16 protein-coding genes and 1 pseudogene are annotated in these 16,720 nt (G+C 54.5%); 9 read left to right on the top strand and 8 right to left on the bottom strand.

The window, feature by feature from the left end; translation table 11 throughout:
• Positions 1 to 145: 145 nt before the first annotated feature.
• Genes ACZ5BW_RS00315 through ACZ5BW_RS00305 form a run of 3 tightly spaced genes read left to right on the top strand, consistent with a single transcriptional unit; the run spans position 146 to position 1,135 of the window.
• Positions 146 to 634, top strand: a complete 489-nt coding sequence (locus ACZ5BW_RS00315) for a ParB/Srx family N-terminal domain-containing protein (protein ID WP_464541405.1) — start codon at positions 146 to 148, stop codon at positions 632 to 634.
• A complete protein-coding gene (locus ACZ5BW_RS00310) occupies positions 631 to 891 on the top strand; it encodes a hypothetical protein (protein WP_464541403.1) in 261 nt (86 codons plus the stop codon). The genes ACZ5BW_RS00315 and ACZ5BW_RS00310 overlap by 4 nt, the downstream gene beginning before the upstream one ends.
• 19 nt (positions 892 to 910) lie before the next feature.
• Positions 911 to 1,135 carry a hypothetical protein gene (locus tag ACZ5BW_RS00305; RefSeq protein ID WP_464541401.1) on the top strand — a complete coding sequence of 75 codons (225 nt, stop codon included), beginning with the start codon at positions 911 to 913 and terminating at the stop codon, positions 1,133 to 1,135.
• Between the two features lie 2 nt (positions 1,136 to 1,137).
• Here ACZ5BW_RS00305 and ACZ5BW_RS00300 read toward each other — a convergent pair whose 3' ends face one another.
• From ACZ5BW_RS00300 to ACZ5BW_RS00285, 4 genes are all read right to left on the bottom strand, one after another.
• Positions 1,138 to 1,341, bottom strand: a complete 204-nt coding sequence (locus ACZ5BW_RS00300) for a cold-shock protein (RefSeq protein ID WP_464541399.1) — start codon at positions 1,339 to 1,341, stop codon at positions 1,138 to 1,140.
• A gap of 188 nt (positions 1,342 to 1,529) precedes the next feature.
• Positions 1,530 to 2,174: an RNA-guided endonuclease InsQ/TnpB family protein gene (locus tag ACZ5BW_RS00295; RefSeq protein WP_464541397.1), complete on the bottom strand. Its 645-nt coding sequence runs from the start codon at positions 2,172 to 2,174 to the stop codon at positions 1,530 to 1,532.
• 2 nt (positions 2,175 to 2,176) lie between these two features.
• Complete coding sequence (locus ACZ5BW_RS00290; RefSeq protein WP_464541395.1) at positions 2,177 to 2,725, bottom strand: RNA-guided endonuclease InsQ/TnpB family protein; 549 nt, start codon at positions 2,723 to 2,725, stop codon at positions 2,177 to 2,179.
• Positions 2,719 to 3,348, bottom strand: a complete 630-nt coding sequence (locus ACZ5BW_RS00285; RefSeq protein ID WP_464541393.1) for an IS607 family transposase — start codon at positions 3,346 to 3,348, stop codon at positions 2,719 to 2,721. The genes ACZ5BW_RS00290 and ACZ5BW_RS00285 overlap by 7 nt, the downstream gene beginning before the upstream one ends.
• Positions 3,349 to 4,073: 725 nt before the next feature.
• On the opposite strand from ACZ5BW_RS00285, the gene ACZ5BW_RS00280 reads away from it, so the two are divergent.
• Entirely contained in the window at positions 4,074 to 5,690 is a 1,617-nt protein-coding gene (locus tag ACZ5BW_RS00280; protein WP_464541391.1) for a dihydroxyacetone kinase subunit DhaK, read from the top strand.
• Between the two features lie 380 nt (positions 5,691 to 6,070).
• Here ACZ5BW_RS00280 and ACZ5BW_RS00275 read toward each other — a convergent pair whose 3' ends face one another.
• Positions 6,071 to 6,298 carry a recombinase family protein gene (locus tag ACZ5BW_RS00275; protein ID WP_464541389.1) on the bottom strand — a complete coding sequence of 76 codons (228 nt, stop codon included), beginning with the start codon at positions 6,296 to 6,298 and terminating at the stop codon, positions 6,071 to 6,073.
• Between the two features lie 232 nt (positions 6,299 to 6,530).
• Here ACZ5BW_RS00275 and ACZ5BW_RS00270 point away from each other — a divergent pair, with 232 nt between their 5' ends.
• A complete protein-coding gene (locus ACZ5BW_RS00270) occupies positions 6,531 to 6,941 on the top strand; it encodes a hypothetical protein (protein WP_464541387.1) in 411 nt (136 codons plus the stop codon).
• A 122-nt stretch (positions 6,942 to 7,063) separates the two neighbouring features.
• Positions 7,064 to 7,999: a pyridoxal-phosphate dependent enzyme gene (locus ACZ5BW_RS00265; RefSeq protein ID WP_464541385.1), complete on the top strand. Its 936-nt coding sequence runs from the start codon at positions 7,064 to 7,066 to the stop codon at positions 7,997 to 7,999.
• A 445-nt stretch (positions 8,000 to 8,444) separates the two neighbouring features.
• Here the strand turns inward: ACZ5BW_RS00265 and ACZ5BW_RS00260 are convergent.
• Positions 8,445 to 8,653: pseudogene (locus tag ACZ5BW_RS00260) on the bottom strand (Tn3 family transposase); the annotation flags it as partial.
• Between the two features lie 236 nt (positions 8,654 to 8,889).
• Here ACZ5BW_RS00260 and ACZ5BW_RS00255 point away from each other — a divergent pair.
• Positions 8,890 to 9,555 carry a carbonic anhydrase gene (locus ACZ5BW_RS00255; protein WP_464541383.1) on the top strand — a complete coding sequence of 222 codons (666 nt, stop codon included), beginning with the start codon at positions 8,890 to 8,892 and terminating at the stop codon, positions 9,553 to 9,555.
• Between the two features lie 226 nt (positions 9,556 to 9,781).
• Here the strand turns inward: ACZ5BW_RS00255 and ACZ5BW_RS00250 are convergent, their stop codons facing one another.
• Positions 9,782 to 9,985, bottom strand: coding sequence for a hypothetical protein (locus ACZ5BW_RS00250; RefSeq protein WP_464541381.1), 204 nt, complete (start codon positions 9,983 to 9,985; stop codon positions 9,782 to 9,784).
• A gap of 143 nt (positions 9,986 to 10,128) precedes the next feature.
• Here ACZ5BW_RS00250 and ACZ5BW_RS00245 point away from each other — a divergent pair, with 143 nt between their 5' ends.
• Positions 10,129 to 11,214 carry a DNA topoisomerase IB gene (locus ACZ5BW_RS00245; protein ID WP_464541379.1) on the top strand — a complete coding sequence of 362 codons (1,086 nt, stop codon included), beginning with the start codon at positions 10,129 to 10,131 and terminating at the stop codon, positions 11,212 to 11,214.
• An 8-nt stretch (positions 11,215 to 11,222) separates the two neighbouring features.
• Here ACZ5BW_RS00245 and ACZ5BW_RS00240 read toward each other — a convergent pair whose 3' ends face one another.
• On the bottom strand, positions 11,223 to 13,214 hold the full coding sequence (locus tag ACZ5BW_RS00240; protein ID WP_464541377.1) for an FAD-dependent oxidoreductase: 1,992 nt from the start codon (positions 13,212 to 13,214) through the stop codon (positions 11,223 to 11,225).
• Positions 13,215 to 13,602: 388 nt separating this feature from the next.
• Between ACZ5BW_RS00240 and ACZ5BW_RS00235 the strand changes: the two genes are divergently transcribed.
• Positions 13,603 to 16,713: a cation-translocating P-type ATPase gene (locus ACZ5BW_RS00235; protein ID WP_464541375.1), complete on the top strand. Its 3,111-nt coding sequence runs from the start codon at positions 13,603 to 13,605 to the stop codon at positions 16,711 to 16,713.
• The last annotated feature ends 7 nt before the right edge of the window (positions 16,714 to 16,720 follow it).

The following is a 16,720-nucleotide window of genomic DNA, read 5'->3' as shown; positions in this document are numbered from 1 at the left end:
GGTATTCAGGGGGTGTAAGCCCAAACCGTCGAAAATTCCGTCACTGCGAGATACCTGACAGCGCGGAAGCGGATCGGGTTAAGTGAGCCACGGTGCAGACGCACCGGCTTTTCCTCATTCATTTATTCATCAGAGGAGACAATCAATGGATACCATCGAAACCGTCCAGACTGTTGAAACCGATATTGCCCGCATTCCGGTTAGCAAACTTGTCATCTCGCCCCTCAATGCCAGAAAGAAGCAGGGAACCGGCATCGAGAAACTTGCTGCTCTCATTGCCTCCCAAGGACTGATTCACACCCTGGTTGTCACTGAGCAGGTAAAGAAGGGCAGGAAAACCGGCAAGTATGAAGTGGTTGCCGGAGGACGAAGGTTTGCCGCATTGAAACTGCTGATAACCGATGGACGCTTGCCGAAAGACCATGAGGCCGAGTGTCGCGTGGTCGGGCAGGTGCGAACAGTCAGGCGGGAGCTTACGGCAGAGGAACAGGCGAGAATGGAGGCGCTTGAAGCTGAAATGGAAGTCCTTGAAGCGCAATTTGAAGCGGGCAATGAGGACGCCGATCAAGCAGACGAATCTATGCCGCATTCGAGGAAAAAGCGGAACGGATTCAGTGGGAACTGGATGCATTGAATGAATCGCTGGCCGAACCCTATCCGGACGATCTTGAGATCACAGGGACGATCGTCACCGTCGACCACGAAGGCAAATTGCACATTGAGCGGAGCCTGATTCGCAGGGAGGACATGAAGAAGCTGTCATCCAATCAGGGTGGGGCAACAGGGATTGCAGGAACAAGCAAAGGTGATGAGCCAAAGCCTCTGCATTCGGAAAAACTCACGCGCATGCTGACTGCTCACCCACCGCGGCCATTCAGGCAGAACTTTTGAAGCAGCCCTGAATCTCAACATGGCCGACTGGTGGGAGGCAACGGGGGAGAACTACCTGTCGCATATCCCGAGAGACTGGATTCTTGCGATTGTGGCTGAAGCGGTATCTCCGCAACAGGCGCAAAGCATGAACGGGTTCAAGAAAGCCGATCTGGCACGGCAAGCGGAGCTGGCTTTATCCGGTTTGCGGTGGCTGCCGGATAACTTCAAGGTGGCTAAACCACAGGAAGAGCAGCAATCCTGATCCTACGCAGCTTGAATGTTTGATGCCTGCTTGCCCTTTGGCCCTTGGGTAACCTCAAACGTTACTTTTTGACCTTCTTTCAGCGTTTTGAATCCGGACATTCCGATTGCCGAGAAGTGCGCGAACAAATCCTCGCTGCCGTCATCAGGGGTAATGAAGCCAAAGCCTTTTGAATCGTTGAACCACTTTACTGTGCCAATTGCCATTTTTATTTCCTATACATATCAATCAAAAAAATACCCTCGTTTTCAAGGCTGAGCGCATTTTGTCAATCTCCAAGCGAAAAATATGTTCGCTACCGTACCTACGAAATCGATGCGCTCAAGATCATCCCTTAAAATCCTTTTTGCATATAACTGCCTCTACCCGTTCCGTCAGACTTGCTCATTCCTGCTTAAACAGGAACAAAACTGACTTCCTGCTTCCCCGAAGCTGGTTTCACTCGGGTCTTACGACCTGAGCCAGAGCCGTCCTCTCCACAGGCTGAGACGGTGGAACTCACCGCCATATTCTTTAAATTGACAGCGGCGTTTACGTCGCGGTCATGGATTGCGCCGCACTCCTGGCATGTCCATTGCCGCATTGCCAGCGGTAACGACTCCAGTTTATGGTTGCAGTCTGAGCAGGTCTTGCTGCTGGCAAAGAAACGATCAGCTACTACCACTTGCCCACTACGCATCGCGGCCTTGTACTCCAGTTGCCGCCGGAACTCAAAAAATCCCATATCAGCAATCGAGCGTGCCAGGTGGCGGTTTTTCACCATGCCGCGCACGTTTAAGTCCTCAATACCGATGGTATGGAAGCGCCGTGTGAGGTCTGTCGTGAGTTTGTGCAAAGCGTCCGAGCGGATATGGGCAATGCGAGCGTGCAGCCTTGCCAGTTGGACCTTGGCTTTCTTGCGGTTGGCCGAGCCTTTTTGCTTGCGGCTCAAGCTACGCGAGAGCCTTTGCAGGCGATGCAGCAGCGCTTTGTGCGGCTTAGGGCCAGCAATGCTTTCCCCCGTTGAGAGCGTTGCCAGTGCCAAGACACCCAAATCCACACCTACCGCGCCTTGGTTTTTGGCTGGGGCAGGTGCGAATCATCCTGGGTATCTACGGCAATGCTGACAAACCAGCGATCAGCCACACGGGAGACGGTGGCCGACATCACTTTGCCAGCAAAACGCAACGCCTCACGCATACGCACCCAGCCCAAATTGGGGATGCGTATGCGACAGGCGTCGATACCGAATTGGTCGCTGGTGAGCGTGAAGCGGTCATGCGCTCCTTTTTTGCGAAACTGCGGGTACTTGGCTCGCCCTGCAAAGAAATTCTTGAATGCATCGCCCAGCTGCATGATGGCCATTTGCGGGGCGTTTTTGGTGACTTCCAGCATCCACGGGAATTGCTCGCGCTTAATGGCGTTAAGCTGCCTGCGTAGTGCCGCTTGTGAAGGCCTGGGCTGATTGTTGTCGAGCTTCCAGGCTTCGTATTGACGTTTCCACTCAGTCAGCGCCCAGTTATAGGCAAAGCGTGCCGTGCCAGCCGCACGAGCCATGTAGGTGGCCTGAACGTTATTGAGGTCAAGCGCAATCTTGTGAGCGATTAGCACTGCGCTTCCTCCACGGCTTTCTTCACACCATCAAGCAGCTTTTGGTTTTTGCGCGAGCGGCTGCCGTACAGCCGTGCTGAGAACACAGTGATGATTTCCAGCACATCCTTGGCCAAGTCCTCTTCAAACGAGGTGTCCGCACCCTGGTTGAGGATGACCACCTCTACGCCTTTGGCTTCGCAAATGGCGAACACCAGCTCTGCGCCAAAGCGCAAGAGCCGGTCTTTATGGGTGATAACCAGTCGCCCAATCTGTCCGTCCACAATAGCATCAAGCAGGCGCTTCAAGCCTTTCTTGTGGTAGTTCATGCCTGAGTCCAGATCGGCAATCACCTCAAATGTCCAGCCCTGGCGGGCGCAGTAGAGTTCTAGCACCTGCTTTTGGCGCTCCAGGTCGTCTTTCTGGTCTTGGCTGGAGACTCGGGCGTAGGCGACGGTGCGCAGCGCTGCTGTGGACGTATGAAATTGCTGCGGGCGCAGCCTGGCCAAGTCGTAGCGCCTGCGCCCGCCCGGTGTGCGCTCATCAGGAATCAGCCTGCCTTCACGCTCCCAGCGTCGCAGCGTTTGGGCTGCTACGCCCAGGAACTCAGCGGCTTCCTGAATGCTGACCATTTTGCGAGACATGTTCAAAACATATATGAATGAACAAAAACACGCAACTATTTATTGAACTGTTTTAACCCTATGTTTGGCAGATTCTTGGAAAGTTAAAAGAAGCCGTGATACAGGATCACGGAAATAACGAATATGACAGCTGCAGTACTCAATATGACAACCGCATTACCAAATATAGCAGCGACAGTAAGGATAATTTTTCGCTTCATTACATTACTTTTCCTACGAAAGGGAGGCTCGCGATGCCCTTTGAACAGAAGGCCCTTGGGCTACCCCCATTACAGAATGGTTATTACGGTTGTACTAGGATGGTATGGCGCGGAAAAGGCTGAAAACGGACGATAGGCGGAAAGGCTCGAAATTTCCTTGATCTCTTGCAGGGTTTGCGCGATGTGTCCTTCGCATTAGGGCACGCATTATTCCCTAATCCTTGGAATTTGTCGATATAACTTTTATCGGGAAGGCTCAAGCTCCCGAAAAATTAGTTCAGGTTTTGGAAGAAGAATTACCCTTACATATGTAGGAAAAATACTGATTACACTTACATCGTAAGAAAACTCGACATCTAGATTACTTGTTCTAAATCAACACTTCAAATCCCCTGAGATGGGGTACTAGGGGCTCTGTTGCAAAAAATAAGAAACAGCTATATTTTAATTTTTAACTAAATATTTTTTAATAACTTTTAAATTCACTTTTTATCAAAAATCATTTTTTGCAACAGAGCCGAAAACATGGTCCAGTTCATCAACACCAAAGAAAGCATTGTTACCGAAGCCGTCGATGGTCTGGTCGCGGCGTCTGGTGGTAAGCTGGCGCGGCTCGACGGCTATCCGCATATACGGGTGGTCGTACGCAATGACTGGGACAAGTCCAAGGTCGCGTTGATCTCGGGAGGCGGATCGGGCCACGAACCGGCACATGCGGGTTTCGTCGGGGAAGGGATGCTGACGGCTGCGGTGTGCGGCGACATCTTCGCCTCGCCGACAGTCGACGCGGTACTGGCAGGCATCCTTGCCGTGACGGGATCGTCCGGCTGCCTGCTCATCGTCAAGAATTATACCGGTGACCGATTGAATTTCGGGCTGGCGGCCGAACGCGCTCGCCAGTTTGGCTTGAATGTCGAGATAGTCATCGTTGACGATGATGTGGCGTTACCCGACTTGCCCCAAGCCCGCGGCGTCGCCGGCACACTTTTCGTGCACAAGATAGCCGGCGCGTTGGCCGAGAATGGGGCCGACTTGGCGCACGTCGCCGCGGCCGCGCGCAAGGTCGTGTCAAAGACAAAAAGCATCGGCATGTCGCTAAACACCTGCACCATCCCAGGTTCGCCAAAGGAGGATCGCATCCCACCCGGCATGGCCGAGCTTGGGCTTGGCATCCACGGTGAAGCCGGGGTTGAGCAGGTCGAGTTCAAGGACGCGAGCGAAGCTGTCGCTGCCATGGTCGAGCGCCTGTCAGCTGCAATGGAAGAAAAGCCGCATGTCGCTATGGTCAACAATCTCGGCGGCACGTCGGTCATCGAGATGTCGATCATCCTCAACGAAATCCGGCGGTCAGCGATTGGCGAGCGGATAACCCACGTCATCGGGCCGGCGGCCATGATGACATCGCTCGACATGCATGGCTTCTCGATTTCGGCCTATCCTGCCGACGATGCCGAGATCGCCCTGCTCAAGCAGCACACGCCGCTGGCGGCATGGCCACGGGTCTCCCGGCTAGGCCAGGTCGCGATTCAGGCGCTTCCGGACGGCCTGACGGCTGTCGTTCCGATGCCCTCGATGCACAAGCCGACCAGGGAGTTCCTGACCAATTGCTGCGAGGTTCTGATCGCCGCCGAGAACGACCTCAACGCGCTCGACGCGAAGTCAGGCGATGGCGACACCGGCAGCACGCTAGCCGGCGCGGCACGCGCCCTGATCAGCGCCGTGGACCGATTGCCGCTTGCCGACCATACCCAGCTCTATCGAGCCATTGGCTTGGAGCTTTCCCAAACCATGGGAGGCTCGTGCGGTGTGCTCCTCGCGATCTTCTTCGCCGCCGCGGGCGATGCCGCCTCAAGCGGCTTGTCAATGCGCGAAGCGTTGCAGGCCGGGTTGCGAAGAATGCAGGAGATCGGCGGGGCGCGTCCGGGTGACCGCACCATGGTCGATGCCCTTGCGCCGGCCCTTGATGCCCTGGAAGAGAGCCTGCCCGAGGCGGCGAAAGCCGCGCGTGCGGGTGCCGATCGCACTGCCCACATGAGCAAGGCGAATGCGGGCCGCGCTTCCTATGTCAATGCCAAGTATTTGGTCGGTCACGCTGATCCAGGTGCTGAGGCGGTCGCGCGACTGTTTGAACACTTGGCCTAATTTTAGATTGTAAGCATCTATTTATAACAAATAATAATCTCATTATTTATCGACAGCTATCGATGCCATGCATCGATTATTGCCGGTGTTTCTAACGGTATCGGATTTGGCTCAATTCATATGTGAGCCGGCAGGCTCTGCCAGTAGCAGTTATTCTGAGCCGAAAACGGCGTTAAATGCGAGCACAACCGTTTTCCATTGCGAGCCGTTACACATAAGGACCCAGTCGCCTAACAAATCAAAAACAGGCTCAACCTCATACCAACGCTGCGCCGTTTCCCAACGTGCACGCGCAGCCATTCGTTAACCCCTTTTTAGTGAGAGAACTTCTGGCTTTGAGGAACCAGCGAGAATCCGATACATGGTTGCTTCACCAATTCTTAATTGGCTAGTCTAGTGATGGCGGCTTTGGTCGTCCCCTCTCCTGCAAGGCGGATTACTTCCTGCCTGATCGCGTCCGAGGTTGATTTGCGTCCCTTGTATTTTCCCGCGGCCTTGGCCTTGGCCACACCTTCCCTTTGCCTCTCCAGCATCATTTCCCGCTCGAATTGAGCGATGCCTCCCAGTACGGCCAACATCAGCTTTCCGGTGGGCGGGCTTATATCCATTCCCGAGGTTCAGAACCCGCAAGGCAGCGCCCCCTTTCGTTCCAGGGCCTGGGCTATTCCGGGGGTACTGCAGTTAGGAGTTAAGGGCTGTAATATATAAACAAAACATTATGATCACAATCAAAATACTTGAATCTTATTTATAGTAATACTGAGTACAATATTCCATTTGTCATGGACCGCATCGGATCAATGGCTTTCACTTCACCCATTTCATTGGAGTCTGTCTGTCATGCAAAAAGAAATAAGGACGTTTATAGCGGCGATATCCACGCTGGGCCTACTAGGGGGCTGCTCGGAGACAGGTACAATCGAAGCAAAGAAGGACGACACGAGTGTGCCCGCACAAAATATCAGGCCTTTTGTCGACCACGACGTCCTCGCAAGGCGGTATGAAAACCGGGCCAGGAAACTGCTGGAAATAGCAGCGAAACGCGAGAAACGGTTCCAGTATTACGAGGACAAGAGCTTCCTCCAGGGGAGACACCGGCAGGGTTCACAAGCGCAAGCCATCGCCCTAGTGCAAAAATACAAGCTGGCATGCAAGCTCGTGGTAGAGAAAGCGGCCGAATTTGCTTTTCACCACCGGACGGTGCCGCAACTTGCGAAACGTGATTATATTGCTTCGACGGCGTCGCATTGATTTGGAGTGTGGCCCGGAAGCCCAGCGTGAACTTTGCTGGAACTGGATGAAACAGTACGGCTTGATTCTTGTGGCACTGGCTGCAGATTAGCTGTTCGCATCTCATTGGAGATCTCTTTTAAATGCCGCTACATATTGAAACACCGCTAATTGAATCCCATTTGATCAGCCAGAAAGTGGGTCAATCTATTTGGCTGAAAATGGAGTCCGCCCAACCATCTGGCTCTTTCAAAGCCCGAGGAATCGGCTATGCGTGCGAAGAATATTTAAAACGAGGAGCAAAACGTTTCATTGCATCATCGGGCGGTAATGCGGGGCTAGCAGTTGCTTTTGCTGGACGCCGCCTTTCGGTACCTGTAATCATCGTGGTACCTGAGGCAGCTTCAAAGCGGGCGGTGAACTTGATGCGCTTAGAGAATGCGGAAGTTATAGTCCATGGGAAGTCTTTGGACGAAGCGCACCGATTTGCGCTGTCACTCATCCAATCTACCGATGCATATATACATCCTTTCGATGACCCTCTGGTCTGGAGAGGTCATGCCAGCCTAATTGATGAAATATTCCGAGCTGGTCTAAAGCCTGACGCAATCGTTCTGTCAGTCGGCGGTGGCGGCCTTCTTTGCGGTGTTATAGAAGGATTGAAGAGGAATGGAGGGGCTGGTGTGCCCGTCATCGCTGTTGAAACTGAAGGTGCCGACTCCTATGGGAAATCGTTAAACGCGGGATTCCTTATCGAGCTTGCATACATATCGAGTATTGCGACGACGTTAGGAGCGCGCATTGTTTGTGAACAAGCATTGGCGTACTCCAAAAATCACCATATCAAAAGCGTTGTGTTGCCGGACAAGGTGGCCGTTTCTGCTTCTTTGCAGTTTTTGCAAGATCATGGAATTGTCGTTGAGCCTGCTTGCGGCGTTGCGCTCGCTGCAGTGTACGAAAAAGCTGCAGCGTTATCAGGGTATAAAACGGTATTAGTTATCGTATGCGGCGGCGTTGGTTCTACCGCTGATGACTTAGTCGAGTTGGCACGTGTGGAATATGACGTAGCAAAATGTTAGGTATTCAGTGTGCCTCATTCCCAAGGAGAACAAGGTAGAAAACATTTGGGTCTCTACCCGCCATTAGTCAAAGATGCGCGGCGAGCAAACATGAAGAGGTTCCCCTATGAGGAAAGGACGGCTTGCGGTGCCTGCCCTGTCGTCATTTTCCTGTCTGCACATTGCAAAAACCCGGCTTTGATAAATAGCCCCGCTCGTTAATTCTTCCATCACCAGGCAGAGTGAAGGTGGACCCACGCAAATCATGGAGGAATCAATATGCCTTTGGCGAATAACACAAGCGCGGGCTAAAGAGCTCCGTCGACTCCGCGCAATGCAGCCGCATTAGCTGATCTGGCTTCGTTCATCCTGAGCTTTATAGCGAGCCCCTGGTGAATTAATAGACACGCTGATCAGCTTACGCCGTAGCCTGACTAGATAGATGATCTTTTCAACAAGCTGCCTTCCCTCCGTCTCTCCCTCTATGAGCCGGGGCGGCTGATGGATTGAATGCATAGAGCCGTTTGGACGGCAGATCGCGGAGCGCAGAGCGAACCGATAGCTGAGAATGGCGCATGCGGCAAAGACGTGATCGGTAAAGCCGCCCGTGTCGGCGAACTGTTCGCGGATATGGCGGCCGACATCGTTCATAAGCAGGCCGTCGAGTATGTAAGGACGTCTCGCACAAGCCGCCATGGCCAAACGTGACACTTCCGTTTCCGATCTGTGCAAGGAACTTGGGATCGAGCGCCTTACCCTTTATCGATACGTAGGCACCTAAGGGTGAACTCAGGAGCCATGGAAAGCGAGTTCTCGGTAATCAATAACGAACATTCATTCAGTCCCAGAGCCGGACCCAGCCGGCTTCGCCCCTCATAATCCCAGGCCAATGATAAAATAGGAGTAGTGCCATGTTTCCAAAGCGGCTGATCGATGGCTATCGTGCTTTCCAGGAAAAGCGTTTCATCAACGAGCACGAACGCTACAAGCTTCTGGCCGAGAAGGGACAACGCCCCGAGATCATGGTGATTGGTTGCGTCGACTCGCGGGTATCACCAGAAGTAGTCTTCGACGCCGCGCCCGGTGAATTGCTCGTTGCCCGAAATGTGGCCAACATTGTTCCACCTTACGAACCGCATGGCGGCACCCAACACGGCACAAGCGCTGCGCTGGAATTTGGCGTGCAAGCCCTGCACGTCAAGCATATCGTCGTACTCGGCCACGCGCAGTGCGGCGGCATCCGTGCCTTCGCCGACAAGCAGGAGCCATTGTCGCCGGGCGATTTCATCGGTCGCTGGATGTCACAGATTGCCCCGGCGGCTGATAACCTGGATCAGAAGGAGGAGCACAGTCACGACGATTATTTGCGCCAACTCGAATTTGCCTCAGTCGAACTTAGCCTCAAGAACCTGATAACGTTTCCCTGGGTGCAGAGCCGCGTGGAGCGCCGACAACTCGAACTGCACGGCGCGTTCTTCGGGATTGCCGCCGGTCGCCTATTGGTCCGTGATCCAGCAACCGGTGTCTTCGAGCCAATCGAAGGACCATTCCAGAACCAATTGTCTTCTACTTCTTAAAATCTCAGGGTGCACTAAAGCTTAGCGTAGGATTCCGCCTCCTCCCGCAAAGACCCCGTAATTGCTGTCGTTTCCTACTATTTTATCATGGGTAAAATCCCCCCGGATGCGCCCGAAAGTATGATTATCAAGACCTGATTTCTTAAGGCCCAATGCTCGAGCGCCTGATCATCACGCTGCCTCATGAACTGGCAGAGACGATCAAGGTTGCGGTCGCTGAGGGCGACTATGCCTCGGCGAGCGAAGTCGTGCGCTGCGTGAGTGGAAGACCAAGCGCGCGATCCGGCAGGAGGAGCTCAAGGCGCTCAAGTCGGATATCGACAAGGCTTTGGCGCAAGTTGCGGCTGGACGGCTGAGCGAATTGAATAGCGGGCGTATCGTCGAGCGCGAAGAAATTATTGGCTGCGTGCAAGCGCCCCAACTCGGGCACTCCACCCCTCGCACAGCAGTACGAGATTCAGTGCAAGGGGGGTAAGACATAAGGCCGGGGGCGATTTCCTAAAATGGATTGAACCGGAGGACTATCATTGCTGTCGATAGAAGCGCGATCAGTCTGCGATAGCGAGTAACCATATGCCTTTCTTTCCGGATAAGGAGGAGTTGCGACCGCAAGCAATGGAAATTCTGGCGGCGCAAGCGGCTGCCGCGGGCCTTATATATGTATCCGGCGATGAGCCGGGGATCAGAAGGTTAGCCTCCGGCGAGGGGTTTCGTTATGTCGGTCCGGATGAAAAGTCGTTGGACGACGAGGCTGAGCTTGAGCGCATTGCCCGGCTCGCCATTCCTCCCGCTTATACCGACGTCTGGATTTGCCCTCATCCCCTGGGGCACTTGCAGGCCACCGGACTGGATGCGCGCAGCCGCAAACAGTACCGCTACCATCCCGACTGGCGGGGGGTGCGAGACAGCATCAAATTTGACCGGATGGTGGAATTCGGCGAAGCTTTACCTCGACTGCGCGAGCGTGTACACCTTGATCTGAGAAAACGAGGCTTGCCGCGAAAAAAGGTTGTTGCTGCAATAGTGAGATTGCTTGATACAACGCAGGTGCGCATCGGCAACCTGTCTTACGCGCGCGATAACCACAGTTTCGGACTTACAACCCTGCGCAAGCGGCATCTTGCCTTCATCAACCCCAGGCGCGCATTATTGAAATTCCGCGGCAAGAGCGGGATCGAGCACAAAGTCACGATCGGGGACAGGCGGATCGTCAGCATTATCCGGACTTGCCAGGAACTGAGGGGCCAGCACCTTTTCCAGTATCTGGATGAGAGTGGCAAGCGGCGGCCAATCGGAGCGGAGCAGGTAAACGCTTACCTCCATGAAGTCATGGAAGCCGAGTTTACCGCGAAGGATTTCCGAACATGGAGCGGAACCCTGCGGGCGTTCGAGATCATGCTCAATACGCCGCTGCCTGAATTTCCGACCAAGCGCGCACTCAAGGCCGGCATCGTCGCGGCGACACGGCAAGTCGCGGAAGAGCTGCGCAATACCCCTGCCGTCTGCCGGAAATCCTACATCAATCCGGCGGTGTTTTCTGCCTGGCAGAAAGGTGATCTTCATCGCCACCTGCCGGAACCCGAGGAGGCAGCGCATCCCGCGCATGATCCGCTCGAGTCTGCCGTGCTGTCTTTTCTGCGGAAACAAAAGGCTGGATAAAAAAGATCTCAGTTTTTTCCCGGCATCTGCTGTCTTTCTATCACAGCCAGAACGCGCTGGGCTGATCTCAGCGAGCCTTCAATAAATCCCTGATAATCGGAAAACGCTTCTCCGCAAACGTGCAGGTTGTTTTGCCCGGTTTCCTGCTCCTCTTGTTCGAGAGAAAATGCCTCGAGAAACTCGATATGCTCCCGGGACTTTACCCCCGGACGCCACCCGTGCGCCGCGGCGCCGAAAGGCTCCTTCCCCCAGTCGCGCATGCCGCAGGCGAGAAGGCGGCCTGTGGTAAAGTCATGGTGCTCATAATCCCTGGCAAACTGCACGAAACGCTGCCACAGGCGAGTCGATCCGGGCTTGATCTCGATAATCGAACCACACGTCGGAGAAGGTTTTTTCTCCAAGAACCAGATTCTGGCAGCATCCTGATAGCCGACTTGCGGACCTTCCGGTTGCTCAGGACCTTTGGAATGCTTGCCGGATTCGCTTCTGAGGTAATCGGACCAGAATGTGATTGCCGGACGGTCGGTATAAATCATGATCAACCCTTTTGTCCGGTCCCTGCTTTTCACATACAGCAGCTCGCGGGTTGGTATGTCAGATGCATAGCGATTGAGAGACCGGTTGTCTTCCCACCAGGGTTTCTCGATGACGAAAAAACATTTCAGCAGCGGAAGGCAAACGACCGCATTGAGTGCTTCGTGAAGATTGCCTTTTGGACGCTCCCCATTCCATGACATTTCTTCGAGCGGACGCTTCGGCAGGGCAAAAATGACTCTTCGTGCGCGCACAAGCTCTACCTCATCCTGTTTCTGTACGGTAAGAGCAACGAGCGCATTATCCCGTCTTTCTACGCTCACTACCCTCGCACTTTTCACGATTTTCAAACGAGGAGATTCGTGACTGTTTTGATGCTTCCGCAAGACCTCCAACAGATTCCAGATTATCCTGCTCATCCCTCCGCGTATGCCTCGAAGCGAACCCGTGCTTCGAATTGCCCTGAGCCAGAAGATAATCCACTCGGCGGCATTCAGATTTTCGTGAACAAAGTGATAGTAACTTCCCCAATCCCTGATCTTGACCACCGCATAATGGCTCAAGACATCGCTGAGGACGTTCCAGAATCCCAGGTCCCATAACGGCTGGTCCCTGAACCGCGCGTGCTCCCGAATCGTTACGAAGTCAGGATCAGTAAGGTACTGGATCCATTCGAGCAGCTCTCCCTTCCAGTAATGGCGGTAAAAGAACTGCGCGCTGTGCAGCTTTCTCCATTGTTCATTGGCGGCATCCGTATACCAGGGATTCGAAGCCGAGCCGTCGAATTTCGGACCGTGGACGAGCTCGAAGATGCGCCTGAGAGCAAGTATCATCAGATCAAAAGGAGTTTTCTGCTGCGCTTCCTCCTCCTGAAGAGTGAATCGAGGTGCCATCGGATCTTCGGAGGTGTACGAAGAGAACGGCACGAGGTCATCCAGGCTTTCTTCCTCCCCTGGGTCAGGTTCCCTGATTCCAAGATCGTCGAGCAATCCCTGCAATAAAATCTGATCCCGCGGCTCGATTCTCATGGGTCCGAATTCCGCACGGAAGTATTCGATATCGGTCAGCTTTTCGACATCGTTGCCATCCACATTCCTGAATGATTTTTCTGTCGGACCTCTGAATGGAGACTGTTTACCCGTTTGCGGGTCAGGGGGAGCAAGGCAGCCGTTATCGATGTTCCAGTTACACGGGTCCCATGTATCCTCAAAACCGATCTTCTTTCCATTTTCCTCACTGCTTCTCAGCAGGGACCATGTTTCGATGCGCCCGCCAAACCGGTCGGAAGCTTCCAGAAGGAGAATGCTTCTGATATCGAACGAGCCGCTCCGGACTTTCTTGATAAGCTCGTGGCAGCAATAGAGCCCGGCAATACCGCCGCCGACAATTACCAGATCATGTATTTCCGCTTTCTGCGTATGCTGCGTATGCTGCGTATGCTGCGTATGAGATGTGTTGCTCGGCATTTTTTTCTCCCGTTACCTCGGTACCTCGATGCTTCAAGCGGGCTGGTGAGGCCCGATCGAACCGAAACCTGATGCATCGAGTGCATCAGGCACAGTGCCTGATTTTGAATTATAAGGATAGAAGATTGCGGAACGGAAACCAGAAATCAGAATACAAGGTGCGCTGACCGGCGGCGAAGTGCATTAAAAGCCGGCTCAGCTTGCTGAGAAGATCGTTTTAACCTAAAAAGAAGAAGGCTCCAATCGTTCGGAATGTCGGCGAGGAGTTTGAGGTGTCTGGAAATACAACTGCTCCTCGGCAACAAGGGTGGCAGTCACAGTTGTCCTGAGCGTTGTGTAGCATATTCCGTAGCAGTGAAACCCGATGTAACTGCATTATTCTGTAAGGATGCCTCGACTTTTCGACCAGATGCAACGCCCTTCGTCCTTCGGAACAGGTGCAGCTGAAGCTGAGCCTCTTGAACCGGTGCGCATCGTTCATGCCACGGTGGAGGGGCGCGCAAGGCTTGAAGTCGAGGGCTTGTACCGATGCGATCCGGTCAGGCACAAGCTCGAGTCCGCGCTGCGCAAGCATGTTGCGATAAGAGAAGCCTCTGCGAACGTCCTCACAGGCCGAGTGCTGATCATTTTTGATCCGGCACGCAACCTTGAAGAAATCAAGACCTGGTTGGAGCAACTGCTGCTGGATGCCGGGCAGGAAATCATTCCTGAGAACTCGGTAGACGATGATCGTTCTTTGCGTTCCTCCAGACGTCCTGTTTCTCCCGTCATTTCTTCTGATTCCGATTCGGTTCTTCCACAGAATGGGGAAAATTGGCATGCGTTGCCTGGTGATAGCGTGGTGGCTGCACTTGGAACTTCCAGGGAATTCGGTCTCAGTCAGGCTTCCGCGGAGCGGAAGCTGGAGCATTTTGGTGCCAATAGCCTACCGGAGACCCCATCCCGTTCCGAGTTGAGTATTTTTCTGGCACAGTTTAAAAGCCTGCCAGTCGCTTTATTGGGTGTGTCCGCCGTCCTTTCCGCGGCAACTGGAGGACTGCTCGATGCCGTGGTGATCCTCGGAGTAGTTTTGATCAACGCGGGCACGGGCTACGTTGCTGAGTCTCAATCGGAGCGAACGATTAATGCGCTTGGACACGTGGCCGAGCAGAACGCAGTGGTCATTCGCGATGCTCAGCTTCGGGAAGTAGCTGCTGAGTCTCTGGTGCCGGGCGACATCCTGGTCCTTACGCCGGGGACTCGGGTAGCTGCCGATAGCAGGGTGCTCGAATCGCGCAATCTGATGGTGGACGAGTCCATGCTTACCGGAGAAAGCCTTCCGGTGGCGAAGAGGGTGAACCGGCTGGACAAGCAGAACGTCTCCCTTGCGGACCGGCTTAACATGGTATACATGGGGACGGCGGTAACGGGTGGCAGCGGCTTGGCAGTAGTAGTCTCGACCGGACGATATACCGAGATCGGCACTATTCAATCGCTGGTAGGTGAAACGCGACCTCCGGAGACACCCATGCAGCGCCAGCTCTCCATCCTTGGGAATCAGATGGTGTTGCTGTCCCTGGGCATCTGTGGAGCAATGTTTCTCATCGGGCTGGTCCGTGGTTACGGCTGGCTGCAAATGTTGAAATCCTCTATTTCCCTTGCCGTAGCCGCAGTCCCGGAGGGCCTGCCCACCGTCGCCACGACTACCCTTGCGCTGGGTATCCGGACAATGAGCCGTCACAAAGTGTTGGTGCGACGCCTTGATGCAGTGGAAACCTTGGGCGCAGTACAGGTAATCTGCCTCGACAAAACCGGAACGCTCACTCTCAACCGTATGTCCGTCCTGGCCCTGCACAGCGGAGGACGTCGTATTACAGTGGATAAGGATGTGTTTTACGATGCGGGCGTAAGAACCGATCCCTATCAGAGCGATGAATTGTTGCGGCTCATCCATGCAGCCGTTCTTTGCAACGAGGTGGAACTGAACGGTGAGAGAGGCAACTACGTACTCAAGGGTTCCGCAACAGAAGGCGCGTTGGTGCACCTTGCGCTGGCGGCAGGCGTTTCAGTTGATGCGCTTCGCCGGTGCTATCCCAGAGAGCAAGTGGAATACCGCACCGAAACGCGGAACTATATGAGTACGACCCATAGCGTGCGAGGGGGCGGGAAGCTCGTGGCCGTCAAGGGTAATCCGGTCGAGGTGCTGGAAATGTGCCGATGGTGGTTGAAGGACGGCGCACGCCTGCCTCTCACGGAGGCGGAGCGGACAGCCATACTCATGGAAAATGACCGCATGGCCGCAGAAGCGCTGCGTGTGCTGGGATTTGCCTACGCGGAACCGAAGCAAGCCGATCAATCTTCAACGGATGAGCTCATCTGGCTGGGGATGACGGGAATGGCCGACCCCCTGCGGCAGGGGATGAAGGAACTTATCGCCTTGTTTCATCAGGCCGGGATAGACACGGTAATGATAACCGGTGATCAGAGCGGCACTGCTTATGCGATAGGGAAGGAACTTGGGTTATCCAGCGGCAGCGAACTCGACATTCTTGATTCTACCCGGCTTGATCAACTCGATGCAGAGGTCCTCGCTGGGCTGGCGCAGAAGGTCAACATCTTCTCCCGTGTCAGCCCGGCCAACAAACTACAAATCGTGCAGGCACTGCAGCGGGGCGGCAAGGTTGCCGCGATGACGGGCGACGGCATCAATGACGGGCCCGCCCTCAAGGCCGCAGACATTGGCGTCGCCATGGGCGGCACCGGGACGGAGGTGGCGCGCAACGTGGCCGACGTTATATTGGAAGACGATAACCTCGGCACCATGATTGTGGCCGTCTCGGAAGGCAGGACGATTTACAACAATATTCGCAAATCGGTTCATTTCCTTACCGCCACCAACCTGTCCGAGATCATGCTGATGCTGGGCTCTATAGGTACAGGGCTGGGCACTCCGCTCACTACCATCCAGTTGCTGTGGATCAACCTGATAACCGATATCTTCCCCGGACTGGCGCTTGCTGTTGAACCCCCCGAGCCCGATGTTCTTCGACGGCCACCGCGAGACCCGCGGGAACCCATCGTAGGCCCGGGCGACTTCAAGCGCTACGGTCTGGAGTCTCTGACAATGACCGCCGGCTCAATGGCCAGCTACGGCTACGCAATGGCGCGTTATGGCGGAGGGCAGAAGGCCAGCACTGTCGTCTTCATGACCCTGACAATGGCGCAGCTGCTTCACGCATACAGCTGCCGTTCGGATCATATCAGCATATTCAGCCACGAGACGCTCCGTCCCAATCGCTATCTCGACATGGCAATCGGTGGAACAGCTGCGCTCCAAGCGGCTACGGTTCTGGTGCCGGGTATCCGCAGCCTGCTTGGTAATACCCTGGTAGGTCCACTCGATGTGATGGTGATAGGCGCGGGCTCTGTGCTGCCCTTTTTCCTGAATGAAGCAACCAAAGACGCCACCTTCAAAGGCAAGCGGCGTCAAGAGCTGTTATCTCTACCACCCGTGTCGTAGGAGTATG

It is taken from the genome of Nitrosospira sp. TNL300, assembly GCF_055385915.1.
This window is presented reverse-complemented; position numbering and strand designations above follow the sequence as displayed.

Coding starts and splice junctions, on each gene's coding strand:
- ACZ5BW_RS00270 (WP_464541387.1), top strand. CDS start 6,531: ATGCAAAAAGAAATAAGGACGTTTATAGCGGCGATATCCACGCTGGGC.
- ACZ5BW_RS00275 (WP_464541389.1), bottom strand. CDS start 6,298: ATGGATATAAGCCCGCCCACCGGAAAGCTGATGTTGGCCGTACTGGGA.
- ACZ5BW_RS00305 (WP_464541401.1), top strand. CDS start 911: ATGGCCGACTGGTGGGAGGCAACGGGGGAGAACTACCTGTCGCATATC.
- ACZ5BW_RS00255 (WP_464541383.1), top strand. CDS start 8,890: ATGTTTCCAAAGCGGCTGATCGATGGCTATCGTGCTTTCCAGGAAAAG.
- ACZ5BW_RS00285 (WP_464541393.1), bottom strand. CDS start 3,348: ATGTCTCGCAAAATGGTCAGCATTCAGGAAGCCGCTGAGTTCCTGGGC.
- ACZ5BW_RS00265 (WP_464541385.1), top strand. CDS start 7,064: ATGCCGCTACATATTGAAACACCGCTAATTGAATCCCATTTGATCAGC.
- ACZ5BW_RS00240 (WP_464541377.1), bottom strand. CDS start 13,214: ATGCCGAGCAACACATCTCATACGCAGCATACGCAGCATACGCAGCAT.
- ACZ5BW_RS00245 (WP_464541379.1), top strand. CDS start 10,129: ATGCCTTTCTTTCCGGATAAGGAGGAGTTGCGACCGCAAGCAATGGAA.
- ACZ5BW_RS00280 (WP_464541391.1), top strand. CDS start 4,074: ATGGTCCAGTTCATCAACACCAAAGAAAGCATTGTTACCGAAGCCGTC.
- ACZ5BW_RS00235 (WP_464541375.1), top strand. CDS start 13,603: ATGCCTCGACTTTTCGACCAGATGCAACGCCCTTCGTCCTTCGGAACA.
- ACZ5BW_RS00300 (WP_464541399.1), bottom strand. CDS start 1,341: ATGGCAATTGGCACAGTAAAGTGGTTCAACGATTCAAAAGGCTTTGGC.
- ACZ5BW_RS00315 (WP_464541405.1), top strand. CDS start 146: ATGGATACCATCGAAACCGTCCAGACTGTTGAAACCGATATTGCCCGC.